13 protein-coding genes are annotated in these 24,791 nt (G+C 68.3%); 8 read left to right on the top strand and 5 right to left on the bottom strand.

Features of this window, described 5'->3' with window-relative positions:
• The first annotated feature begins 57 nt into the window (after positions 1-57).
• The 5 genes from HNV26_RS26595 to HNV26_RS26575 all read left to right on the top strand — a co-directional run bounded on the left by HNV26_RS26595 (position 58) and on the right by HNV26_RS26575 (position 15,064).
• On the top strand, positions 58-9,927 hold the full coding sequence (locus HNV26_RS26595; protein WP_171439573.1) for a non-ribosomal peptide synthetase: 9,870 nt from the start codon (positions 58-60) through the stop codon (positions 9,925-9,927).
• A 112-nt stretch (positions 9,928-10,039) separates the two neighbouring features.
• Entirely contained in the window at positions 10,040-11,014 is a 975-nt protein-coding gene (locus HNV26_RS26590) for a hypothetical protein (RefSeq protein WP_171439574.1), read from the top strand.
• A gap of 41 nt (positions 11,015-11,055) precedes the next feature.
• Positions 11,056-12,822, top strand: coding sequence for a B12-binding domain-containing radical SAM protein (locus HNV26_RS26585; RefSeq protein ID WP_171439575.1), 1,767 nt, complete (start codon positions 11,056-11,058; stop codon positions 12,820-12,822).
• Positions 12,823-12,845: 23 nt separating this feature from the next.
• Entirely contained in the window at positions 12,846-13,748 is a 903-nt protein-coding gene (locus tag HNV26_RS26580; RefSeq protein WP_253817064.1) for a cupin-like domain-containing protein, read from the top strand.
• Positions 13,745-15,064: an MFS transporter gene (locus HNV26_RS26575; protein WP_171439576.1), complete on the top strand. Its 1,320-nt coding sequence runs from the start codon at positions 13,745-13,747 to the stop codon at positions 15,062-15,064. Before HNV26_RS26580 ends, HNV26_RS26575 begins: the two co-directional genes overlap by 4 nt.
• Before the next feature lie 259 nt (positions 15,065-15,323).
• On the opposite strand, the gene HNV26_RS26570 is transcribed toward HNV26_RS26575, so the two are convergent.
• From HNV26_RS26570 to rfbB, 5 genes are all read right to left on the bottom strand, one after another.
• On the bottom strand, positions 15,324-16,679 hold the full coding sequence (locus HNV26_RS26570; protein WP_366823764.1) for an MFS transporter: 1,356 nt from the start codon (positions 16,677-16,679) through the stop codon (positions 15,324-15,326).
• Positions 16,680-16,760: 81 nt separating this feature from the next.
• The gene (rfbC, locus tag HNV26_RS26565) at positions 16,761-17,312 is read right to left on the bottom strand and encodes a dTDP-4-dehydrorhamnose 3,5-epimerase (RefSeq protein ID WP_171439578.1); all 552 of its coding nucleotides are present in this window, start codon (positions 17,310-17,312) and stop codon (positions 16,761-16,763) included.
• A complete protein-coding gene (gene rfbA / locus HNV26_RS26560; RefSeq protein ID WP_171439579.1) occupies positions 17,309-18,190 on the bottom strand; it encodes a glucose-1-phosphate thymidylyltransferase RfbA in 882 nt (293 codons plus the stop codon). The genes rfbC and rfbA overlap by 4 nt, the downstream gene beginning before the upstream one ends.
• 15 nt (positions 18,191-18,205) lie before the next feature.
• Entirely contained in the window at positions 18,206-19,108 is a 903-nt protein-coding gene (locus tag HNV26_RS26555) for an SDR family oxidoreductase (RefSeq protein WP_171439580.1), read from the bottom strand.
• A gap of 3 nt (positions 19,109-19,111) precedes the next feature.
• Positions 19,112-20,137, bottom strand: a complete 1,026-nt coding sequence (gene rfbB / locus HNV26_RS26550; RefSeq protein ID WP_171439581.1) for a dTDP-glucose 4,6-dehydratase — start codon at positions 20,135-20,137, stop codon at positions 19,112-19,114.
• 120 nt (positions 20,138-20,257) lie between these two features.
• Between rfbB and HNV26_RS26545 the strand changes: the two genes are divergently transcribed.
• The 3 genes from HNV26_RS26545 to HNV26_RS26535 all read left to right on the top strand — a co-directional run bounded on the left by HNV26_RS26545 (position 20,258) and on the right by HNV26_RS26535 (position 24,766).
• Entirely contained in the window at positions 20,258-21,898 is a 1,641-nt protein-coding gene (locus tag HNV26_RS26545) for a glycosyltransferase (RefSeq protein ID WP_171439582.1), read from the top strand.
• Entirely contained in the window at positions 21,888-22,409 is a 522-nt protein-coding gene (locus HNV26_RS26540) for a hypothetical protein (RefSeq protein ID WP_171439583.1), read from the top strand. Before HNV26_RS26545 ends, HNV26_RS26540 begins: the two co-directional genes overlap by 11 nt.
• A gap of 125 nt (positions 22,410-22,534) precedes the next feature.
• Positions 22,535-24,766 carry a glycosyltransferase gene (locus tag HNV26_RS26535; protein WP_366816983.1) on the top strand — a complete coding sequence of 744 codons (2,232 nt, stop codon included), beginning with the start codon at positions 22,535-22,537 and terminating at the stop codon, positions 24,764-24,766.
• Positions 24,767-24,791 lie beyond the last annotated feature (25 nt).

Here is a 24,791-nt window from a genome sequence, read left to right as displayed (position 1 = left end):
CCCGCTCCGCTCCGGGATGCGGCGGGCTCCAGACTGGGCATAGAATCCGCACGCCCAATGAGCCATCACAGCGATAATCCTGCCCACGCGCTCACGCTGGTGGAGCTTCTGCGCGAGCGAGCTCAACAAGCGCCGGACTTCGGCCTCTACACCTTCCTGGTCGATGGCGAAACGCAGGAGGACCGGCTGACATACGCCGCGCTGGATCGTCGCGCCCGGGCCATCGCGGCCCGGCTGGCGGAGCTGCCGCCGGGCACCCGCATCCTGCTCCTCTACGTGCCAGGGGTGGAGTACATCGCCGCGTTCTTCGGCTGCCTTTACGCCGGGATGGTGGCGGTCCCCGTGTACCCGCCACGGCACGACCGCTCGCTCCTGCGGCTCCAGGCGATCGCCACCGACGCCCAGGCCACCGCCGGCCTCATCCGAAGCGAGCACCTGGAGCTGCTCCGGCAGTTCTATCCAATCGCCCCCGAGCTGGCTCAACTGCGTTGGTTCGTCACGGATGAAGTCGACGATCGCGCCTCGGATGCGTGGACTCCGCCGCCGCTCTCCGGCGGCTCACTCGCCTTCCTCCAGTACACCTCCGGCTCGACCAGCCTGCCCAAGGGAGTAACGCTCACCCACCGCAATCTCTTGCACAACCTGGAGGCAATCCGGCGGTGCTTCCGGCAGGACCCGACAAGCCGGGCCATCATCTGGCTGCCGCCCTACCACGACATGGGGCTCATCGGCGGCATCCTCCAGCCGCTCTACACGGGCTACCCGGCCGTGCTCATGTCGCCGATGGACTTCCTCCAGCAGCCCCTGCGCTGGCTGCAAGCCATCTCCCGGTACCGCGGCACCACCAGCGGAGGACCCGACTTCGCGTATGCGCTGTGCGCACGAAAAATCAGCCCGGAGCAGCGCGAGGGTCTGGATTTGAGCAGTTGGCGCGTGGCCTTCAACGGCGCCGAGCCCATCCGTCCCGAGACCCTCGACCGCTTCACGCAGGCGTTCGGCCCGGTCGGGTTCCGGCGCGAAATGTTCTATCCCTGCTATGGGCTCGCCGAGGCGACACTGATCGTCTCGGGCTCCGAGGTGGGGCAAGCCCCCCAGGTGGCGTCCTTCGACGGACAGGCGCTCCAGCGCGGCCAGGCCATCCCGGTGGAGGCCGGGCACGCCGCGGCACACGCGTTGGTGGGCTCCGGGCGGAATGTGATCGACGGCAGGTTGGCGGTCGTGGATCCGGAGACCTTCGAGCTCCGGCGCGATGGGGAGATTGGCGAAATCTGGGTCTCGGGTTCGAGCGTGGCCGGTGGTTATTGGGGTCAACCCGAGGCCACCCGTCGGACCTTCGAAGCCCGGCTGAGCGGCACGGGGGAAGGCCCGTTTCTCCGCACGGGTGACCTTGGGTTCCTCCGCGACGGTGAACTCTTTGTCACCGGGCGCGAAAAGGACCTCATCATCATCCGCGGGCTCAATCACTTCCCCCAAGACATCGAGTTCACGGTCGAAAAATGCCACCCGGCGGTGCGCCCCGGCTCTGGCGCGGCATTCTCCGTGGAAGCGGATGGCACCGAACAGCTCGTGATCGTCTACGAGGTCAACGCGCAGCGCGTGGAAGGCAGCCTCGACGAGGTCCTCAGCGCGATTCGCAGAGCCGTGGCCGAGCACCACGAGTTGATGGCCTCCTCGGTGGTGCTGATCGAACCCGGCTCGGTGCCCAAGACGTCGAGCGGGAAGATTCAACGGCATGCTTGCCGCGCGGCGTTCCTCGCGGACGAGCTGCAGGTCCTGGCACATGCCACACGGGATACGGCAACGACAGGGTCCCTCACCGAGGCAGAGAACGCGCCGCCCGGCTTCGGAGACTCGCCGCTGTGGCGCGAAGTCGTGGAGGAGGTCTCCCAGGTTCTGTCGTTGACAGTCGCCGCCACGGCGGGCCTGGAGGAGTTGGTCCTGGACTCGCTGTCGAGCGTGGAGCTCCAGCACCGGATCCAACTGCGATGGGGCGTCATCGTGCCGTTGCCGCGCCTGCTGGGCAGCCGCAACCTGGGGGAGCTCGCCGCTGGAGTCGAAGCGGCGCGCGCAGCCGGAGAGCGGTGGCAACCCGAACGCCCGGCCAGCGCGGAGGTGGGTGACTTCCCGCTATCGCACGGCCAACGCGCGCTGTGGTTCGTGCACCAGCTCGCGCCCGACAGCGCCGCCTACCACATCGCCGCGGCGCTCCGCGTCTTGGAGCCGCTCGACGAGGGACTGCTCCGGCGCGCGGTGCACCGGCTCGTCGAGCGCCACCCCAGCCTGCGCACCACGTTCCACGCGCATGAAGGGACGCCCTTCCAGCGGGTCCACCCTGAAGGAGAAGCCGACTCCCGTTACGAGGACGCCTCCACCTGGAGTGACGACACGCTGCGCGCCCGGCTCCGCGAAGAGGCCTCGCGCCCGTTCGAGCTCCAGCGGGGCCCCCTGCTTCGGCTCCGGCTGTACCGGCGGAGCGAGACCGAGCAGGTGCTGCTGGTGGTGGCGCATCATCTGATCGCGGACTTCTGGTCGCTCGGACAGCTTGCCCGGGAGCTCTCCGCGCTCTACCCCGCGGAGCGGGACGGTGTCGCGGCGGTGCTCCCCGCCCCCGCGGCCTCCTACGCGGACGGCGTGCGCTGGGAGCAGGAGCGACTCGATGGAGCGCACGGACAGCGCCTCTGGGAGTATTGGCGGCGCCGGCTGTCGGGCTCCCCGCCCGTACTCGAGCACCTGGCGGATCATCCCCGCCCACCGGTGCAGACGTACCGTGGCGGCAGACGGGAGCGCGTGCTGGACGCGGCGCTCACGGCGCGGTTGAAGGAGCTCTTTCGCCGCGAGCTGGCAACTCCCTTTGCGCCCTTGCTCGCGGCGTATGCCGCGCTGTTGTACCGGCACAATGGCCAGCGGGAGCTCTGGGTGGGAGCGCCTACCGTGGGCCGCGAGGGCGCCGAGCTGGCGGAGACGATCGGATACTTCGTCAACCCGCTGGTGCTGCGGCTGGAACTGGATGGTGGGCTCTCGTTCCGCGCGTTGATGGCGCAAGCGAGCCGGACCGTCCATGAAGCGCTCGAGCACGCGGCCATGCCGTTCAGCCTCCTCGTCGAGCGTCTGGCCCCCCTGCGCCAGGCGAGCCGCTCCCCGTTGTTCCAGACGATCTTCTCCTTCCAGCAATCTCCGCCGCGGAGCGAGAAAGGACTGGCGGCCCTGGCCCAGGGCACGGGCGGCGCGCGGCTCTCGCTCGCGGGAGTGGCCATGGAGTCCCTGGAGCTGGAGCTCGGAACGGCCCAGCTCGACCTCGCGCTCTCCATCGCTGAACTCGACGGGCGCTTCCATGTGGCGCTCGAGTACAACGTGGACCTCTTCGAGCCCGGGACGGCCGAGCGGCTGTTGCGGAGATACGAGTCGCTGCTGCGCAGCGCCGTGAATCAGCCCGATGCGCCGCTGGCCGCGCTGCAACTCGACCCCGCGGAAGACCGGGCGCGGTTGCTCGCATGGGGGCGGGCGCAGGAGACGCCACCGCCCGCCTGCATTCACACCTGGTTCGAGGCGCGCGCGCGGCACGCTCCGCAGACGGCCGCCATCCTGTCCGGAGAGGACTCGCTGACGTATGGGCAGTTGGACGCCCAGGCCAACGCGCTGGCCTGGCGGTTGCGCGAGCTGGGCGTAGGGCCCGACACACGGGTGGTGCTCTACCTCGAACGCTCATTCGAGCAGCTCGTCGCGGTGCTCGGGATTCTCAAGGCAGGCGGGGCCTACGTACCGCTGGACCCCGAGTTCAGCAACGCGCGGCGCGCGGACGTCCTCGCGGACTCGGAGGCGCGGATCGCCGTCACCCGTGCATCCCACGCAGACTTCTTCGCCAGCCGGGGCGTCACCGTGGTGACGGTGGAGGCCGGGGAAACACGCGATGAGCCGCCGCCCTCCGCCGTGACGCCGGAGAACCTCGCATACGTCATCTATACGTCCGGCTCCACCGGGCGGCCCAAGGGCGTCATGGTTTCCCATCGCGCCCTCGCGAGCCTCGTCCAAGCGGAGCGGGTGCGCTTTGGCGTCGTCCCCGAGGATCGCGTCCTCCAGTTCAACTCCCTCAGCTTCGACTCCAGCGTGGAGGAGATCTTCCTCGCGCTCTGCACTGGCGCCACGCTCGTCCTCCGTGACGCGGCGATGCTCGACACCGTGGAGGGCTTCCTCGCCGGGTGTGAACGGTGGGCGGTGACGCTGCTGGACCTGCCGACCGCCTTCTTCCACACGGTGGTGGCCGCGATGGCCGAGAGGGAACTCGCGCTCCCCGCGTCGCTGCGTTTCGTGATCGTCGCAGGCGAGCGTGTGCGCGCCGACCGGGTGACGCAGTGGCACCGCCACGCGCCACCGTCCATTCATCTAATCAACGTCTACGGGCCGACCGAAGCAACGGTGTCCGCCACCTGCCACGACCTGTCGGCAGCGACGACGACGGGGCTCGACGACGTCCCCATCGGACAGCCGCTGCGGACGATGGGCGCCTACGTCCTCGATGGGCGGCTCGAGCCCGTACCGGCTGGCGGCGTGGGGGAGCTGTGGTTGACGGGTGAGGGCCTGGCCCGAGGCTACTTCCGCGATCCCGCGCTGACCGCCGAGCGCTTCATGGCGGACCCGCACGCCACCACGCAGGGCAGCCGCATGTACCGCACCGGCGATCTGGCCCGCATGCGCGCGGACGGCGTGCTGGAGTACCTGGGCCGCGCCGACGAGCAGGTGAAGGTCCGGGGATTCCGCGTGGAGCTGGGTGAAATTGAAACCGCGCTCCGCGCCTGTGAGGGCGTCCGCGACGCCATCGTCCTGCTCCAGGCGGAGAACGCCGGAAAGGAGGCGCGGCTCATCGCGTACGCGGTTGCCGCACCGGGAGTGGCGCCGTCGGCCCTGCGCGCGCAGCTGGCCGCGCGGCTGCCCCCCTACATGGTGCCGGCCGCGATCGTCCGGCTCGACGCATTCCCCTATGGGTCCTCCGGAAAGGTGGACCGGCGCGCCCTGCCCCCTCCGCCCTCCTCGACCGAGGGCGAGGCGCCGCGAACGAAGACCGAGGCGGTGCTCGCCGCGCTCTGGGCGGACGTCCTGCAGCTCGACCGCGTGGGCATCGACCAGGGCTTCTTCGAGTTGGGAGGCCACTCCTTGCTGGCCATGCAGGTCCTCGCCCGGCTCCGGAGCACGTTCGGGGTGGAACTGCCGCTCAGGGCCTTGTTCGAGGAGGGCACCATCGCGGCGCTGGCGGCGCGTATCGAGCAGGCCGGGAACACCCGCGCCACTCCGCCGCTCGTCCGAGCCAACCGCAGCGCACCACCGCCACTGTCCTTCGCGCAGCAACGGCTGTGGCTGCTGGCCCAGATGGAGCCGGGCAGCGCCGCCTACAACATGCCCGGTTCGCTCCACCTCCATGGAAGGCTCGACGCCGCCGCGCTCGAGTTCGCCCTGGGCGAGCTGACCCGGCGGCACGAAATTCTGCGAACCCGCTTGCTCGAGCGGGACGGTGAACCGGTCCAGCTCATCGAGCCCGCGGTGGAGCTGCCGTTCGAGGTGGATGACCTGCGCGCGCTGCCGCCAGGGCAACGGGAGGCTCGCGCGGAGCAGCTGGTCCGCGCAGAGGCAGGCCGCCCCTTCGAGCTCTCACGAGCGCCGTTGATGCGCGCGCGGCTGCTTCGGTTGGGCGAAGAGGAGCACCGCCTGGTGGTCGTACTCCACCACGTCGTGTGCGACGCGTGGTCGCTTGACATCCTCTTCCGGGACCTCGCGGAGTTCTATGGCGCCCGGAGCGCCGGACGCGAGGCAGCGCTGCCAGCGCTGGAGGTGCAGTACGCCGACTTCGCGGTGTGGCAGCGCGGGTGGCTCGATGACGAAGTGCGAGAGCGGCAGCTCGCGCATTGGCGAAAGACACTGGAGGGCGCACCGGCGGAGCTTGAGCTCCCCCTTTCCCGCCAGCCCCGTTCCGCCGTCCCAGGCCCTGCCGGCGTCGTCCGGCGCCCCCTGCCCGCGCCACTGATGGCCTCGCTGCACGCGCGCTGCCACGCGGAGGGCGCGACGCCTTTCATGGCGATGCTCGCCGCATTCGAGGCGCTGATGTACCGACACACCGGGCAACGAGATCTCGTGGTCGGCACGCCGGTGGCGCAACGGCCCCATCAGGCGCTTGAAGGGGTGGCCGGGTTCTTCGTGAACACCCTGGTCCTCAGAAACCACGTTCCCGAGCACGTCACCTTCCAGCAGTTCGTGGCGCGGGTACGCGAGGTGGTCCTCACCGCCCTGGCGCACCAGGATCTACCCTTCGAAAAGCTGGTGGAGGCGGTCCGGCCGGTTCGCACGTCCAGCCGGCCGCCCTTCCTTCAGCGCATGTTCCTCCTACGGGACACGCCCGGCGGGGGCCCCACGTTGCCGGGTCTGAAGACCTCCTTCGAGGAGGTGCTGCCCGAGCAGGCGAAGTTCGACCTCCTGCTCGAAATCGAGCAAAGGGGCGATGGCTGGGTGGCGAGCTGGCAGTTCGATACCACCTGGCTCCCCACCGAAGCGGTGTCCCGCCTGGCCGAGCACTTCGAGCGGTTGCTCCAGGGGGCGCTGGAGAACCCCGGCGCGCCGCTTGCGCGACTCCCGCTGCTGACCGAGCCGGAGGTGGCGGTGCTCAACCGGGCCAACGACACCGGGCGTGGGTACCCGCGCGAAGCGACCATCCACCAGTGCTTCGCGGAGCAGGCCACCCGGACCCCACGCGCCGTCGCCGTCGAGTTGGACGACCAGCGACTGACGTACGGGGAGCTGGATCGACGCAGCAACCAGCTCGCGCATCACCTCCGGCGCCGCGGCGTTGGCCCCGACACCCGGGTGGGGCTGTACGTGCGCCGCTCGTTCGAGAGGGTGATCGGCATGCTGGGCATCCTGAAGGCAGGGGGGACATACCTGCCTCTCGAGCCGGGCCACCCACGCGAGCGCCTCACACGGATGCTGACGGGCGCGGACGCGAGGCTGGTCCTCACGGAGGAGGTCTTGGAGCCGACGCTCGAGGGGACCCTCGCGGACCGGCTCTGCCTCGACGCCGGATGGCCGTCCATCGCCGGTGAGCCCGCGGGAGACCTGCCGGACGCGGTGGGAGCCGAGAACCTCGCCTACGTCATGTACACGTCGGGCTCCACCGGCCAGCCGAAGGGCGTCTGCATTCCCCACCGGGCCGTGGTCCGCCTCGTCACCGCTCCCAACTACGTGACGCTGTCCGCGGAAGATGCCTTCCTCCACCTCGCGCCATTCTCGTTCGATGCCGCGACGCTGGAGATCTGGGGGCCGCTGTTGAACGGTGGCCGCCTGGTCCTGTTCCCCGGCGACGGGACATCACTCGAGCGTCTCGAGGACACGCTGGCAAGGCACCGGGTCACCACGCTGTGGCTGACCGCCGGGCTCTTTCACAACGTGGTGGAGCACCACCTGGAGGCACTCTCAGGGGTGCGACAGCTCCTCGCGGGCGGAGACGTGCTCTCCCCCGCACACGTGCGTCGCGTGCTCGAGCGTCACCCCGGGCTCCGGCTCATCAACGGCTATGGCCCCACGGAGAACACCACGTTCACCTGCTGCCACCCCATGGAGGCGCTGGAGGAGGCCACGGCACCGGTCCCCATCGGCGCGCCTGTCACGGGCACGCGGGTCCATGTCCTCGACGCCGGGCTCGAACCCGTGCCGCTCGGAGTTCCCGGCGAGCTGTACTGCGCGGGCGACGGGCTCGCGCGTGGGTACATGGGGCATGCCGACCTGACCGCGGAGAGGTTCCTGCCGGACCCGTTCAGCCGCGAGCCGGGCAGCCGCATGTACCGGACGGGAGACCTCGCCTGCTGGAGGGCCGATGGGCGCATCGAGTTCCTCGGCCGGGTGGACAACCAGGTGAAGGTCCGCGGCTTCCGGATTGAGCCCGGTGAGGTGGAGGCCACCTTGCGCAGGCACCCTGCAGTGCGCGACGCGGCCGTGGTGGCGGCCGGGGAGCGCGCGGACACCAAGCGGTTGGTGGCGCATGTCGTCCTCCGGGACGCCTCCGCCCTCACCTCCGGCGACCTGCGGGGCTACCTGGAGCCCCAGCTCCCCGAGCACATGATTCCATCCGCCGTGGTGTTCCACCACGCACTGCCCCTGTCCCCGAACGGCAAGGTCGATCGGCGAGTGCTTGCCCAAGCGCCTCTGGACAGCCCAGAGGCTGGAGGCGCCCTGAGCGCACCTCGCACCGCGGCCGAGCTGACCCTCGTGTCGATCTGGCGCGAGTTGCTCGGAAGGACCCACGTTGGCATTCACGAGAACTTCTTCGAGCTGGGTGGACACTCGCTGCTGGCGACACGGCTCCTGTCGAGGGTGCGTGAAACCACCGGCATCGAGCTGCCGTTGAAGTCGCTGTTCGAAGGCGGCACCGTGGCCACGCTGGCGGAGCGAATCGAGGCGGCAAGCCGCTCCCGGCAGGCCGCATCGCGGCCGCTCTCCCCAGTGGCGCGGGGCGCACCCCTGCCTCTGTCCTACTCGCAGCAACGGCTCTGGTTCCTCGCCCAGCTCGAGCCGCACGCCTCGACGTACAACATCCCGGGAGCGCTGCGGCTCACCGGCGCGCTCGACGTGGCGGTGCTCGAGCGATGCGTGGAGACGCTGCTGGAGCGCCACGAGGTGCTCCGCACCGCGTTCGAATCCCAGGAGGGACGCCCGGTCCAGCGCATCGTGCCGGCGCTGTCGCTGAAGATGCCGGTCGAGGATCTCCGCGCGTTGCCCGCGGGCGAGCGCGAGGCGCGTGCCCGGGAGATCGAGAAGGCGGAGGCAGAGCGGCCGTTCGAGCTCGCCGAGCCCCCGCTGCTGCGCGTCCGCCTGCTGCGGCTGGACGAACAGGAGCACGCCTTGCTGGTGACGCTCCACCACATCGTCTCGGATGGCTGGTCACTGGGAGTGCTCTTCCGCGAGATGACAGCGCTCTACGAGGCGTTCAGCGCAGGCCAGCAGAACCCGCTGCCGCCCCTGCCCATCCAATATGCCGACTTCGCGTACTGGCAGCGGCACTGGCTCCAGGGCGAGCTCCTCGAGCGCCAGCTCCAGTACTGGCGCCAGCGGCTGGCAGGAGCCCCCGCGCGGCTCGCGTTACCCTCCGCGCTCCCACGGCCTGAAGTTCCGAGCCACCGCGGCAAGCTCGTCGTTGGCCGGCTCAGCCCCCAGGACACCGAAGCGCTCCAGAAGCTCGGCAGACAGGAGGGGACGACGCTCTTCATGACCGCGCTGGCGGCCTTCTACACGCTGCTTCACCGGCTGACGGGCAGCGAGGACGTCGTGGTGGGGGTTCCCCTGGCCAACCGGGCCCACCCGCTCACCGAGGATTTGATCGGGTTCTTCGTCAACACCCTCGCGCTCCGGTGCCAGGTTCAAGGCTCCCTCTCCTTCCAGGAGCTCCTTCAGCGCGTCAGGGCGTTGACGCTCGAGGCCTACGAGCACCAGGACGTGCCCTTCGAGCGCGTCGTGGACGAGCTCGGCATTGAGCGTTCACTCAGTTACAACCCGCTCTTCCAGATTCTCTTCGTGTTGCAGAACACGCCGCTGCCACCGCTCCGGCTCGGGAACCTGAGCTTGAGCCAGGTGACGCCCAACTTCGACGCGGTGAAGTTCGACCTCGTCGTCATCCTCACGGAGCACGACGGCGGGCTCGAGTGCTCGTGGAGCTACGACGCCGACATCTTCGACGAGGCGACCATTGCGCGGATGCACCGGCAGTACGAGCTGCTCCTGCGGCAGCTCGCCAGCGGGGCGGACAGGAGCCTTGCCCGCCTGGAGCTCCAGACGGAGACCGAGCGCAAGCAAGAGGACGTCCTCAAAGACACACGCCGCGCCTCGGACTTCGATCGGCTGCGCCGCATCAAACCCAAACCCGTCACCCCGCGGCGCCCCGGAGAAGAGGGATAGGTCCGGCGCCGACGCAACGCAGCGCGAATGACCCCGGGTAGCGTTGACGCCCGTCGACCGTTATAATTCCTGTGAATCGTGAACAGCCCGCCATCTGTAAGGTGGAGGAAGATTGCGTAAGCGAATCGTCGAGTATGTCCTCCCTGTCCAGGATGAGCAGAGCCTCCTCGCGCGGATAGAGCAGGAGCTGTGCTGGTACCACAACACACACTATGCGCACCTGACGGCATTCCTCGTGGTGCCCCACGACAACGCGCAGGTACGCGCACAGCTCGAGCAGATCATTGGCGTGTTCCGGGACCGCAAGGACTCTCAGAAGCCGGACCCGAACTTCAAGATATTGAGCCCGGCGCAACCGGATGCGTCGTTCGTCGATTTCCTCACCCGCCTGGACTGCCGGCTGCCGAAGCTCATGCTGCTGCCGCACCTGACGGACCATGACAACTTCTCCGGCCTGGCGGACAGCCTCCGGTCCACGGCCGCCCTCCTGCGGCGCTACATCATCGACTTCCGGTTCTGCATCACCGCGGAGCGGCTGCCCCAGACGCTCCCGGCGCTGCTCTCCGAGCTGCGGAAGCTCTCCGAGAGCCCGGAGGATCAAGCCCTCCTGACTCGCTTCCCGGTAATCGAGGTCCCCTTCACGGCCGGCGGCGACGACTCCGCGCGACTGGCGAGCGCCCTCGCCGAACTCTGGTCCCGCTGGCCGCAGCTGAACGACTCGGTGAACCTGAGCCGGGGCGGCTTCGTGAAACACTTCTACGCGCTGAAGGAGCTGTGGCACCTGGCGCGCATCATGAACCAGGAGCAGTCCGTCGAAGCCGATATCGCGAAGCTGCGCGCAAGCTATGGGGTGGAGGCCGCGGTGGAGGCCCGGATCGCCGCGTTCGACCAGGCCTTCCTCGAGCGGTATGCCTCGCTGGGCCAGTACAATGAGTGGCGGCACAGCAGCAACAGCGTGGTGCTGGAGTTTGATCTGGATTCGATCGCCGACACCTACGAGTGCCAGTCCCCCGTCTTCGTGGACAACAGGTGGATCCTGGAGCGCACCTCGTTGGAGCTCGCGACCGACAAGGGACGCAAGAGCTGAACCAACTACACGGGGGTACACCAATGGCAAGCAATCCGTCCATGGCCGACGACAACGCCGCCCAGCCTGGGAAGGACAACGCCGACACGCCGGCCGCCCGCGAGCGCCGCACCGACGCGGTCCTCCTCAAGATGCCAAACCACAACATGGACTATCCGCATCTGGCGGTGCCCACGTTGACGGCGGCGCTGAGGAAGAACTTCTTCAAGGTGAAGCAGCAGGACGTCAACGTGCTGCTCCGGGATTTCCTCCTCACGGAGGAGATGCTGAAGGACCTGGCCTACCGGTTCCTCCCTGAGCTCGCCAAGGCGCACATCGACATCCCGGCGGACTTCGATCGCATTCGCAACGCGCTCGTCTACCTTCACTACATCGACAACCAGATTGGCTTCGCCAGGGTCGAACAGGTGAAGCAGAAGCTCCAGGCCCGCAAGTACGAAGAGGTCTTCTGCGACGAGCAGGAGAGCAGCCTCGCCTCGCTCATCTTCGTGCTGACCGGGATGCTGCACATCGTCATCGATCTGGCGCTGACCTATGACGAGGCCGGCGGAGAAATCGACAACCCAGTGACGAACTTCCTGCACCAGAAGGTGCGGGAGGTGGCGGCCCTCAACCCGCGCGTGGTGGGCTTCTCCGTCATCCAGATTCAGCGCAAGGCCACCCTCTGGTTCGCCCGGCGCCTCAAGCCGCTCATCCAGGGAAAGATCGCCGTCGGGGGACCGGACGCCTCCACCTTCAAGGAGGAGTACCTCAAGAACAACGACTGCATCGACTACGCCTTCCTCAAGGAAGCGGAGACCACCTTCCTGGAGTTCCTGCGCGGCAAGCCCGTGGAGCAGCTCGACGGCGTCGTCTACCGGGACGCGGAAGGGAACATCAAGGTCAACGAGCCGCGCCACGACATCCAGCTTTCGATCTTCCGGCCGGACTTCGATGGCTACGACCTCGACAAGTTCTTGCTGCCGACGTTGCCCTTGTCCACCTCGCGCGGCTGCGCTTTCGCCAAGTGCACGTTCTGCAACCACTACAAGACGTACTCTGGCTACTACAGCAACGACGCCGTGAAGACGGTGGACATCATCGAGCTCCTGGCGAAGCGCTACAACACGCGCTTCTTCCACTTCGTGGATGACATGCTGGAGGTGAAGGAGGGTACGGCCATCGCCGAGGAGCTGATCCGGCGCGGCCTCGACGTGAACATCCTCACCTACGCCCGCTTCGAGCCCCAGTTCACCGACGAGAAGATCCTGGAGCTCTGGCACAAGGCCGGCATCCGCGTCATCGAATGGGGCCTGGAGTCCGCCTCGCAGGAAGTCCTCAAGAAGATGATCAAGGGGGTCTCCATCCGGCAGGTGCAGAACATCCTCGACATCAGCAGCCAGAAGGGGATCGTGAACAAGCTGATGCTGTTCCACAACTATCCCGGCGAGACCGTGGATCAGCTCAAGATGACCGTGGACTTCTTGCGGAAGAACGTGCTGGAGAAGAAGGTCCGCCCCTTCTTCACGGTCCGAGGGCGGCTCGAGCTGCGCCTCTTCACCCCACTCGAAATCACCTCGCGCGACTACTCCAAGTCCCCCTTCCGCAAGCGCTACGAGCGGTCCAGCTCGTTCGACTCGTTGCTGGGCTACGCGGACGAGGACGACTACCCGCGGAAGGTCGAGTACATCGAGAGCTTCATCAACGAGATGTCGCAGTACCTCAATGAGAACAAGATCTTCTCGACGAACGACGAGAACATGTCGCTCGACTTGCTGATCCTGGACCTGAAACGGCGCGGCCTCGAGACGGCGGTGACCGTGCAGTAGCGCGGAGGCTGGAGGAGCACGCCATGATGCCGCAGGCCATCCCCCGGGTCCCGCTCGTCTCCCGCGAGCACTTCATCGCGTCGTGGGAGAAGGCGGGACAACCGGTCATCTTCACCGGCGCCGTCCAGGCCTGGCCCGCCTTCTCGAAGTGGACGTTCGAGTGGTTCCGCGCCATGCACGGTGGCGTCGAGATCACCGTCAGGTCGGCGCTCTACAAGTGGGGCGCGCTGTCAGGCACTTCGGAGCCCCTGGGCGGCGCACGGCGGATGAAGCTGTCCACCTATCTGGACGAGGTGGGGGCCTCCTCGTCGCTTCCGCTCGAAAGCGACCTGGACGAAGTCGCGGACACGACGCTGGGGAAGCGGCCGGAGGAGATCAACCACCTGGTGGGTCCATCGCTGCTTCGGGCCGTCCCCTCCCTGCGAGAGGACGTCCGCTTCCCGGACTATGCCCCCCGGTGGTTGAACCGCCTCACCGAGTCCTCTGTCTGGATTGCCCCGCGCGGCACCTTCGCCCAGCTTCACAGGGATCGCGCCCACAACCTCTACGCCCAGCTCTCCGGCCAGAAGCGCTGGCAACTCTATGCGCCCCAGCAGGCCCGGCGACTCCAACCGGCACCGCTCGACTGGGCCGCGGACCTGAGCGGAGTGGACCTCGAGGTGGGAGCGGCGAAGCGGATGACCGCGAGCGGGCTCCGGCCAGATTACGACTTCATCCTCGAACCGGGCGACCTGCTCTTCCTGCCGGTGAACTGGTGGCATCGCGTCCACACTGTTTCCCCCTCCATCGCGTTCAACCTCTGGTGGTGGGACATCCCGTCAGCAGTCCGCGTCGGTCCCGTGGCGGCACGCATTGCCCTGGGGATGAAGCTGCAAGAGGCCTATTCCTCCCTGCACCGCAGGTCCCCCGCGTCTGAGCAGCGATGAGCGAATCAGGGAACGGCGTGCTGCGCTTCGCCATCATCTGGGGCGGCCAGACGGTGTCGAAGCTCGGCAGCGCGCTGACCGGCTTCGCCCTGGGGCTCTGGGTGTATGGCCTCACCAGCTCGGTCACGGATTTCGCGCTGATCTCCGTGCTGACCATCCTGCCTGGGGTGCTCGTGGCCCCCATCGTGGGGGTGCTGGTGGATCGCTGGGATCTCCGGAACGCGATGCGTCTGGGAGATTGCGGCGCGGGGTTGGTCACCCTCGTCTATGCCATTCTGATCTCGCTGGGTCAGCTCGCGCCCTGGCACGTCTACGTGGGCACCGCCATCGCGTCGGTGAGCGGTGCGTTCCAGCGGACGTCGTACACCGCCCTGACCCCAGCACTCATCCCCGCGAAGCACCTGGGCCGAGCCAACGGCCTCGTCCAGGCGAGCGATGCCGCTGTGCCCCTGATCGCGCCCCCCTTGGCGGGGTTCCTGCTGAGCGCCACCAGCCTGGGCACGGTGGTCTTGATCGACTTCATCAGCTGTCTGGCCGCCATCACCACGTTGTCGCTCATTCGGAGCCTGCCCGCCGGGAGCGGGGCCGCCTCGGATGCGGGCACATCCGCGCTGCAACAGGCCCTCGAAGGGTGGAACTACCTCAAGGAGCGCCGGGGACTGCTCGGTCTGCTCACGTTCTCCGTCATCACCAACTGCTCGCTCTCCGCCATGCAGGTGCTGCTCCCTCCGCTGGTGCTGGACATCGCCAACCCGGCCGTTCTCGCGGGCCTGCTGTCCACGGGGGGCCTGGGGCTCCTGTTGGGGAGCGTCGTGATGACCGCGTGGGGCGGGCCGAAGAACCGCATCCATGGGGTGCTCGGGGTCGGGATGGGCCTGGGGACGGTCATGGTGCTCGCAGGGCTGTTCCCCACCCTGAGGATGCTCGGGTATTGCACCTTCATGGCCGGATTCTGCATCCCCATCATGGATGCAAGCAGCCAGGCCATCTGGCAGGGACAGGTCCCCGCCGCACTCCGGGGGCGCGTCTTCGCCATGCGAGGGATGATTGCCTGGTCCGTCCAGCCGCTGGCGTACCTTGCGGCGGGCGTCATGGCGGACCACCTGGACGGCGTCTCCTTCTCCATCCCCGCGCTCTTCGGGCCGCTGGAACAACTCGACGCGCGCAGCCGGGGCATCGCGCTGTGCTTCATCGCCGCCGGCCTCTTGGCGCTCATCGCGGCGGTGCGAGGCTATACCGCCCGCCATGTCCGCGAAGTCGAGGAGACGCCACCAGGCACCACCTTCACCGAGGCCGTGTCCCCTCCTTCGCGGTAGGGGGCCTCAGCTCCGCGGCAGCGTCAGGTCAGTGTCTGGCAGACATCCCGAGAGGATGGCCTCGATAGATACCCCTGGAGCGACACCCACTTCGACAACGAAAAGCTGCACAAGGACGTCCAGGGACCTGGCGCATGCGAGTTGATGCAACTTCCTGATTGGGTTGCGCGCGCGGACAGCCGCCTCGGCGTAGCGTGGAACTTCCACGACAGCGCGTTGATGACTGAGTGGCTTCGCTCGGGCACATGAACCGCTCGGCTCACCCCACCCTGCGGCCCCCGATGTGCGCCCCGGCGTTGGGCGACAACCGGCGATAGAGCGGTCCGGCCAGCGACGACATGATGCCCACCGCGATGAACGGCAGCACGAAGCGGTCCGGCGTCAACGGCGCCTCGCCAGCGCCGCGCGCCAGGTGCAGCATCAACCCGCCGAAGCTGATGCCCAACCCCAGCGCCATCTGCATCGTCACCACGGACAGCGTGGACGCGCTGCTCACCGTGTCCGGGGGGATGTCCGCATACGCCACGGTATTGATCGCAGTGAACTGCATCGAGCGCATGAATCCGCTGACCATGAGCACGCCAACGATGAGCGGAATCGGCGTGCTGTTCCGGAAGATGGCCGGCAGCGCGGTCAGGACCGCGGACGCCAGGTTGGCGAAGATGAGCGTTTGCCGGAAGCCGAATCGCCGGATGATGTAGGGCGCCACCGACTTGCAGGTGAGCGCGCCCACACCGCCGCCGATGGTCACCAGCCCCGCCTCGACGGGCGTCCAGCCCAAGCCGACCTGAAACAGCAGCGGCAGGAGGAAGGGCGACGCCCCCAGGCCCATGCGCGTCAGGGTTCCGCCAATCAGGCTGGCCCGGAAGGTGTCGATGCGCAGCAACCGGAGATTCAATACGGGCCGCTCCACGCGCAGCGAGTGCCACACGTAGGCCCCCAGCGACGAGAACGCGACGGCTGCGAGCCCCAGCTGCAACGGCAGCGGCATCAGCCCGATGCCCACCGTCTCCGCCGCGCCAATCAGCGTGGTGATGGCGACGGCCACGAGCACGAAGCCCCGCGTGTCGAAGGGCCCCGGGTCCGGCTGGTGCAGCGGCGGAACGAAGCGCGCCACCGCGAGCATGCCCAGGATGCCCACGGGCACGTTGATGAAGAAAATCCACGGCCAGTCCGCGACGCCCAGGATGAAGCCCGCCAGCGGAGGCCCCACCAGCGGGCCCACGAGCGCGGGCATGGTGAACCAGCTCAAGGCGGCCACCAGGCGCTCTCGCGGCGCCGAGCTCACCACGATGATGCGCCCCACGGGCGTCATCAACGCACCACCCAGTCCCTGGAGGGTGCGGAAGATGACCAACTGGGTCAGCGACTGAGAGAAGCCGCAGAGCACCGAGCCCAGCAGGAACACGCTCATCGCGACCATGAAGACGCGACGGGGCCCGAACCGGTCCGCGACCCAGCCGCTCGCGGGCGAGAGCACCGCCAACGCCAGGATGTACGACGTCAGCGCCAGCTTCAGGTGGATGGGGTCGGTGCCGAACGCCAGCGACAACCGAGGCAACGCGGTCGACAGCGCGGTGGAGTCCACGAACTCCATGAACAGCGCGCTAGCCACAGCAATCGAGGCCAGCCGCGAGCCCCTTGGGGAATCTCCACCTGCCTCAGCGTTGCTGGAAGCCGGATGCCCAGGCACGGCTCAGCCCACGTACTCCGGAAGCAAGGGCGCGTCGCGGAGTCTCGGGGCCTGGGCATCCTTGGGCGACAACCGCGGCTCGCTCACCGGCCAGGGAATCGCCAGGTCCGGGTCATTCCACACGACGCTCCGCTCCGTCTCCGGCGCGTAGAGCGCGGTGCACTTGTAGTGGAAGTCCGCGGAGTCACTCACCACACAGAAGCCGTGGGCGAAACCCGGCGGAACCCAGAGCTGACGGCGGTTGTCCGAGGACAGCTCCACGGCCACCCACTGACCGAAGGTGGACGAGCCGCGCCGCACGTCCACCGCGACGTCGTACACGGCGCCCGCCAGCACCTGCACCAGCTTCCCCTGGGCCTGCGGCTCCTGGAAGTGCAGGCCCCGCAGCGTCCCCTTCGCCGAGCGCGAGTAGTTGTCCTGCACGAAGGGCCCGGGGATGCCCGCGGCCGCGTACCGCGCCGCATGGAACATCTCCATGAAGAAGCCGCGGTCATCACCGAAGACCTTGGGCTCCAGCAGCAGCACGTCCGGAATCTCCAGCGGCGTCACCTTCACGAAACGGCCCCCCGGTTCTCCGCGAGCGCTCGCAGGTACTGGCCGTAGTCGTTCTTGAGCATGGGCTCGGCCAGCGCCAGCAGTTGCTGCGCGCCGATGTACCCCATGCGGAACGCAATCTCCTCCGGGCACGACACCTTGAGGCCCTGGCGGCGTTCGATGATTTCGATGAAGTTCGACGCCTGCATCAGCGACTCGTGCGTGCCGGTGTCCAGCCACGCGTAGCCGCGCCCCATGAGCTCCACGTCGAGTTGGCCGCGTCGCAGGTACTCCGCGTTGACGTCGGTGATCTCCAGCTCGCCCCGCTTGCTCGGCTTGAGGCCCGCGGCGATGTCCAGCACCTGGTTGTCGTAGAAGTACAGCCCGGTGACGGCGTAGTTCGACTTCGGCTTCAGCGGCTTCTCCTCCAGGCTCACCGCGCGGTTCTTCGCGTCCAGCTCCACCACGCCGTAACGCTCCGGGTCCTTCACGTAGTACCCGAACACCGTCGCGCCCGCGGTACGCGACGCCGCGCGCTTCACCAGCTCGCTCAGGCCGTGGCCGTAGAAGATGTTGTCGCCCAGCACCAGCGACACGCTGTCAGCGCCCACGAAGTCCCGGCCGATGACGAAGGCCTGGGCCAGTCCCTCCGGCCTGGGCTGCTCCGCATAGCTGAAGCGCATGCCCCACTGGTCGCCACTGCTCAGCAGCTCCTGGAAGCGCGGCAGGTCCTGCGGCGTGGAGATGACCAGCACGTCCCGGATGCCCGCGAGCATCAGCGTGCTCAAGGGGTAGTAGATCATCGGCTTGTCATGCACGGGCAGCAGCTGCTTGCTGACCACGCGCGTCAGCGGGTACAGCCGCGTCCCCGAGCCACCGGCGAGGATGATGCCCTTCATGTCCACCTCGGCACTTCAGTGTCCCCGAGCCGCGAGCCAGGTCGCGTGGAAGCGCGACAAGGACTCCGCGAGCGCCAAGGGCTGAACGGAAAGTTCGGCACGGACCTTGTCAGTACGCAGACCACTCTTGAGCGGGCGGGGGCTGGCGAGCTTCAGCTCCGCCATGCGGGTGGGGACGATGAGCCTCGCATCGAACCCGAACACCTCGCACAGCGCGCGGCCAAAGCCCACCCGGTCGATGACCGCTCCGCCGCAAGTGTTCCACACTCCACCCAGCCGCCGCGTCCCCAGCTCCACCAGCATGGCGGCCACGTTGTCCGCGAAGCTGGGCGACACCATCTGATCCTCGAAGAGGCGCACCTGCTGCCCCTTCTCCAGCGCCGTCACCAGCCAGGCACCGAAGTTGAGCCGGCCCTCCACCGGAGGCCAGCCATACACCACGGCGGTGCGAGCAATGGTGCAGCCGGGCGCGAGCACGCGCGCGGCCTGCTCCCCCATGTGCTTCGTCACGGAGTACACGCCACGAGGATTCGGAATCGCGTCCTCGGAATAAGGCCCGGCCTCGCCGTCGAAGACGTAGTCCGTGGACACGTGCACCAGGTGCGCACCGGCCTTGCGAGCACTCCGCGCCACGGCGGCGGCGGCGGTGACATTCCCCGCGTACGCGGCCTCCGGGTCCTTCTCACAGGCATCCACCTCCGTCATGGAGGCGCAGTGGATGACCACCTCGGGCGCGGCGGTCTCCACGGCGGCGGCGACGTCCGCCTCGCGCGTGAGGTCCACGCTCGCGTAGCCATACGCTCCGCCCGTGCGCCGGGCACCGCGGCCCAAGCCCACCACCTGGTGCCCGCCCTGGTGGAGCAAGGAACACACGCGGCTGCCCACCAACCCGTTGGACCCCGTGACGAGGAAGCGCATGGCTCAGGCCCTCCCCTGCAGGCGCGTGCGGTACTGCGTTTCGTAGTACTGGCGATAGGCGCCACTGGTGACGCGCTGCCACCATGCGGGGTGGTCCACGAACCAGCGCACCGTCTCCGCCAGGCCCTGCTCGAAGGTGTGCGCGGGCGTCCAGCCCAGCTCCGCGCGAATCTTCGACGGGTCAATGGCGTAGCGCCGGTCATGTCCCGGCCGGTCCTTCACGTACTGGATGAGCGACTCCGGCTTGCCCACGAGGCCCAGAATCGCCTTCACGATGTCGATGTTCCGCCGCTCCGCCCCACCGCCGATGTTGTAGACCTCGCCGGCCCGGCCCTTCTCCAGCGCCAATAGCAGCGCATGGCAGTGGTCCTCCACGTGGAGCCAGTCGCGCACGTTGCCGCCGTCGCCGTACACCGGCAGCGGTTTGTCATGCAGCGCGTTCACCACCATCAACGGAATCAACTTCTCCGGGAACTGGTAGCGGCCGTAGTTGTTCGAGCAGCGCGTGACGACGACGTCCAGGTTGAACGTGTGGTGATAGGCGAGCGCCACCAGGTCGGAGCTCGTCTTGCTGGCCGAGTACGGGCTGGAGGGCTGCAACGGCGAGGACTCGGTGAAGGCGCCCGTGGGCCCCAGCGAGCCGTAGACCTCGTCAGTGGACACCATGAGGAAGCGCTTCACGCCGCGGGCGCGGCTGGCCTCCAGGAGCTGCTGGGTGCCCAGCACGTTGGTGGTGACGAACACCTCCGGCCCGAGGATGGAGCGGTCGACGTGGCTCTCCGCCGCCAGGTGCATCACCGCGTCGATGGCGTGCACGGCCATCAGGTGCTCCACCAGCTCGCGATTGCCGATGTCGCCCCGGATGAAGACGTGCTGGGGGTCGCCCTCCAGCTCGGACAGGCTCTCCAGGTTGCCGGCGTACGTGAGCTTGTCGAGGTTGACCACCGTCCAGGCAGGCCGCTCACGGCGCAGATACTTCACGAGGTTGGACCCGATGAAGCCACAGCCACCTGTCACCAGTACGTTCATTGTCCCGTGGACCTCATGCGCTCGGAGCGAGCGCCTGCGTATCGAAGGGGTCCACGACCGTCAAGGCGCGAGGGAGGCCAGGCTTGTGGGCGGCCCTGCCCGGGGGTAAGGGAGCCGGTCGTGAGCATACCGCGCCCCCCTCCCCGCCGGACCGGGCTACCCGCCATCCACCAGGTGCTCCCTCGGCTCGCCTGGGGCGACGCCGTGGGCAATCAGGTGCGCTACCTCCAGGGCCTGCTGCGCCGCTGGGGCCACGCCTCCGAAATCTACGCCGACGCCTGGGACGACGCCTGCAAGGACCAGGTCCGCCCGATGCGCGACTCCGCGCGGGAAGCGGACCGCGACGCCGTCCTGCTGGTGCATCACAGCTTCGAGTCGCGGCTGGTGCCGCGCATCGCGAAGAGCCCAGGCCGCAAGGTGCTCGTCTACCACAACGTGACGCCCGCGAGGCTGTTCGAGGGCTTCGAGCGGAAAGTGGCCGCCGCGTGCGACGCGGCCCGGGATGAGCTGCTGGCGCTGCGTCCCCACGTCGAAGCGGCCTTCGCCTACTCGCGCTTCAGCGCCGAGGAGCTGGTGGCCGCGGGCTACCCGAACGTCGCGGTGCTGCCCTTCGCCATCGACTGGGCGGCGTTCGACACGGCGCCGGACCCGGCGCTCCAGGCCGAGTTGGACGACGGCATGTCCAACATCCTCTTCGTGGGCCGCGCGGTGCCCAGCAAGAAGGTGGATGACGTGCTGCGTGTCTTCACCGCGTACCAGCGGCTCTACCAGCCCCGCAGCCGGCTCGTCGTCGCGGGCTACCTGCACCGGGATGGGGCCTACGGCGCCTATCTGCACGGGCTGAAGGACGTGCTGGGCGCCGAGCAGGTCCGCTTCCTGGGACGCGTCAGCGCCGCGCAGCTCTCCGCCTGCTTCGCCACGGCGTCCGCATACCTCTCCATGAGCCGCCACGAGGGCTTCGGCGTGCCGCTGCTGGAGGCCATGTACCGGGGCGTTCCCGTGGTGGCTTACGGCGCCGCCGCCGTGCCGGAGACGATGGGCGGCGCGGGGCTCGCCACGCGCTCGGACGAGCCTCGCGAGGTCGCGAAGCTGCTCGCCGTGCTGGACCGCAACGCCGGGCTGCGCGCGCAGGTCATCACCGCGCAACGTGAACGCATCGCCGAGCTGTCGCAGGAGGCCGTAGCCGGACAGGTCCGCGTGGCCTTCGAAGGCATCTGCTCCGGTACGGCGCCGCGGCGCCCGGTGGCCACGACGTCGGCGGCCACCGTGGAACTCGTGTGCCCAGGCTTCACCGTACGGCCCGAGGAGCCGGCCTCGCGCCTGGCCCGCCAGTTGGCGGAGCGCCTGCCAGGTGCCCGGGTGCTTGCCCTGCGTCCGTGGGGTGAGGACGCGTCCCTGACGCCGGAGCCCATCAGCGACGACGGTGTCGCGGTGACGCACTTCACGCCGGACCAACCGGTGGACTCAAGCCCCGGGACGGCCCTACCGGGGTCTTCCGCGCTGGAGACGGCGGTGCGGGCTTCGAGCGCGCCCGTGGTGCTGCTGAGCGCGGACACGGTGTCTGCGCAGACACTGCTGTCCCATGTCTCGGCGCGAGCCTGGGGCGTCTGTGCACCTTCCTGCCAGCAGGCCCTGCTCGCATCCGCCCGGGAGCACCTGGGTGACAGGTTGGTGGTGGAGGAGCCGGCTCACGTCGAGACGGCATTGCAGGCACTGCTCACGACGCTGGATTCAACGGGAGTCCTCCCACGTGCGACCTGAAGACCTCATCACGCGCGCTCCCACGGCCGAGGCCGTGGCGCGCGAAACACAGCAACTGCCCACGCCCTCCGATGAAGCCCAGGAGGCGCTTCGCCAGACGCTGGACGCGGCGGCCCGGCCCCCCGCGCCCGCGCCCTGGCCCGCGCTGCTCCAGGAGGCGCGTGGGAAGATGGACAGCCGCTACGTGGAACCCGCGACCTCCCACCGAGGCGGCCTCACGGGCACCGCGCTCGTCCTGGCCAAGCGCGCCTTCCGACTCACCTTCCAGCCCTTCATCAACGAAGTGCTGCGCAAGCAGGTGGAGTTCAACGAGTCCATCCTCGACGCGCTGGCCACCCTGCACGACGTGCAGCGCGAACAGGCGCGCGCCCAGGCCGCATGGCGCAAGGAGTTGGAGCGCAGGCTGGCGAAGCTCGAGGCCACGGACACCCACACCGACCCCGTCAAGATGGAGCAGCAGGCGCCCACGCCGGCCGCGTCCTCCAAGCGGACACGCAAGCGCGGCCGGTGAGACCGGCGCTCGGGCCACCGGCACGTCATCCTCGTGAACCCGCGTCCGGCAAGAGGATGCGCGAAAGCCTCGACCTGCGATGAGCATATGACTCAGGGGCAGCGTTGAGGCTGGCGGCCGTTCAGGTGTATTCCCCAGCCGTTCGACGCTTTTCTCCGTCCAGGGTCCCGTCCTTGCGTATCTGCCTCGTCTCCAAAGAACTCGCGCCCTTCAACAGAGGCGACATCGCGACCTACGTGGCAACCATGAGCCGGGCGCTTGCGGAGGCCGGACATGAGGTCCATGTGTTGACGGCGGCGAATGCCGACTGGCAGCGGGCCGTCTCCTACCTTCCCGGCGTGCACCTGCACGCCGTGGATGAGCGAGAGGTGGACTTCAAGGGTGCATTTCCACACGCCCCCCTTCGGCATGCGTGGGCGGCGTACAGAAGTCTGCTGGAACTCAACGCGCGTCATCCCTTCGACGTCATCGAGTTCCCCGACGACGCAGGCGAGGGCTATTTCGCGATGCGCGCCCGGCGGACGCTGGGACACTTCGAGCCAGCGGTCCTCGCGGTGCGCTTGCACGACTCCACCCACGACCGCCTGCTGCTCAACCGGGTGGCCACGCTCGACATGGACATCGCCCAGCGCGAGCACATGGAGGACACATCCATCCGTGAAGCGGACCTCGTGTTGTCTCCCTCCGGGCCAGCCATGGAGCGAGTCCGCACCAGATTGGAGCTGAAGCGCGCCGGCGTCGTGATTCCACCTCCGTTCGCGGCACGCTGGGAGCACCGCGCATCCCCTCGTATCCGTGAAGGACTGCCCCAGGTGCTGTACGTCGGAGACCTGGAGTACCGAAAGGGCGTGCACCTGCTCGTCGAAGCCATGCAGGGGCTCTTCGAGCAAGGCGTCCTCGCGGAGGTCCGGCTCATCGGGGATGACACACGCACCGGCCCGTTCGGCCGCTCCCTGCGACAGTGGCTGGAGCAGCGCATCGCCCCCGCCTGGCGAAGCAAGTTCCACTTCGCACCTTCGCTTGAGGGGGCAGACCTCGCCTCGGCGCTCGCCGAAGCCACGGTGTGCTGTATCCCCTCTCGCTGGGAGCACTTCTCCCACGTGTGCATGGAAGCCATGTCCGCAGGGGCGCTCGTGGTGGGCAGCGACGGAGGAGGCAACGCCGAACTCATCGAGGACGGCCAGAGCGGCTTGCTGTTCCGGAGCGACGATGTTTCGCGGCTTGCCCGTGCGCTCGAGCGCGCCCTGGCGACACCGGCGCTCCAAGAAGCCGTCCGGCAGACAGCGCCAGCCCGTATCGCTTCCTATTGCGCCCCCGCCAGCATCGTCCGCCAGTTCGAAGCGGCAGTGGCGGATGCGCGGCGCCATCGTCACGTGGGCCCCGTCAGCCCCATGCCCAGGAAGAAGGACCCGGCCACGCCCTACGTGTCCATCCTCGTGCCCTACTACAACATGGGGCGCTACCTCCCCGAGACGCTGCGGTCCATTCGCGCCCAGACCTTCACGGACTACGAAATCATCCTCGTGGATGATGGCTCGACGGATTCGGAGAGCCGAGCCCTGCTGGAGACGCTCCACGCGCCAGACCTCCACATCCTCCGCCAGCCCAACGGAGGGCTCAGCGCGGCCAGGAACGCTGGTCTGCGCGCGGCGCGGGGCCGGTATGTCCTCCCGTTGGATCCGGACGACCTCATCCAGCCCACCTTCCTGGAGAAAGCCGTCGCGGTGATGGACAGCACCCCAGGGCTGGCCTACGTCACGTCACTCGTCTCGTATTTCGTCGAGGCGCCAGACCAGCCCATCGGCGGATGGATTCCCTGGGGCACCGAGCGCGACGCGCTCCTCGCGGAGAACGTGGCCTCCACCTGCACCGCGCTGATGGAGCGACAGCGCATCGAGGAAATCGGCGGCTATGACGAATGGCTCACGGCCTATGAAGACTGGGACGTCTTCTGCTCCCTGGCCGAGCGAGGGCTCGCGGGCTCCGTCATCCCGGAGCCGCTCTTCCTGTACCGGCTGCGTCCAGACTCGATGACCCGCAGCATGCGCGTGAACGACCGTCATGCGCAGATGGCCTACCTGTGCCAGAAGCATCCTGCGTTGCCGCTCCACCCGGAGCGCGCACTCCGCATGCAGCTCGGCCGGGCCCACAGGCAGGAACTGCATCTGCGCGCGACAGGCGCGGACTCCCCACCGCTCCTGAATCGCTTCGCCGACAAGATGAACGCCACGCTCAAGCGGTTCGACTTCGCCCATGCCACCTTGAGGCGCGCCGCGCTCTGGGTCGCGGGAGCAGACGACGACTCCCGCCCACTGCGTCATCAGGTCATGGAGCGGTTCTTCAGACGCCGTCCTTGACGCGCGCCCCCCCCGCTACCCGCCC

It is taken from the genome of Myxococcus xanthus (assembly GCF_013116825.1).
In the GTDB taxonomy this organism is placed as follows: domain Bacteria; phylum Myxococcota; class Myxococcia; order Myxococcales; family Myxococcaceae; genus Myxococcus; species Myxococcus xanthus_B.
This window is presented reverse-complemented; position numbering and strand designations above follow the sequence as displayed.

Coding starts and splice junctions, on each gene's coding strand:
- HNV26_RS26595 (WP_171439573.1), top strand. CDS start 58: ATGAGCCATCACAGCGATAATCCTGCCCACGCGCTCACGCTGGTGGAG.
- HNV26_RS26585 (WP_171439575.1), top strand. CDS start 11,056: ATGGCCGACGACAACGCCGCCCAGCCTGGGAAGGACAACGCCGACACG.
- HNV26_RS26580 (WP_253817064.1), top strand. CDS start 12,846: ATGATGCCGCAGGCCATCCCCCGGGTCCCGCTCGTCTCCCGCGAGCAC.
- HNV26_RS26575 (WP_171439576.1), top strand. CDS start 13,745: ATGAGCGAATCAGGGAACGGCGTGCTGCGCTTCGCCATCATCTGGGGC.
- rfbA (WP_171439579.1), bottom strand. CDS start 18,190: ATGAAGGGCATCATCCTCGCCGGTGGCTCGGGGACGCGGCTGTACCCG.
- HNV26_RS26555 (WP_171439580.1), bottom strand. CDS start 19,108: ATGCGCTTCCTCGTCACGGGGTCCAACGGGTTGGTGGGCAGCCGCGTG.
- rfbB (WP_171439581.1), bottom strand. CDS start 20,137: ATGAACGTACTGGTGACAGGTGGCTGTGGCTTCATCGGGTCCAACCTC.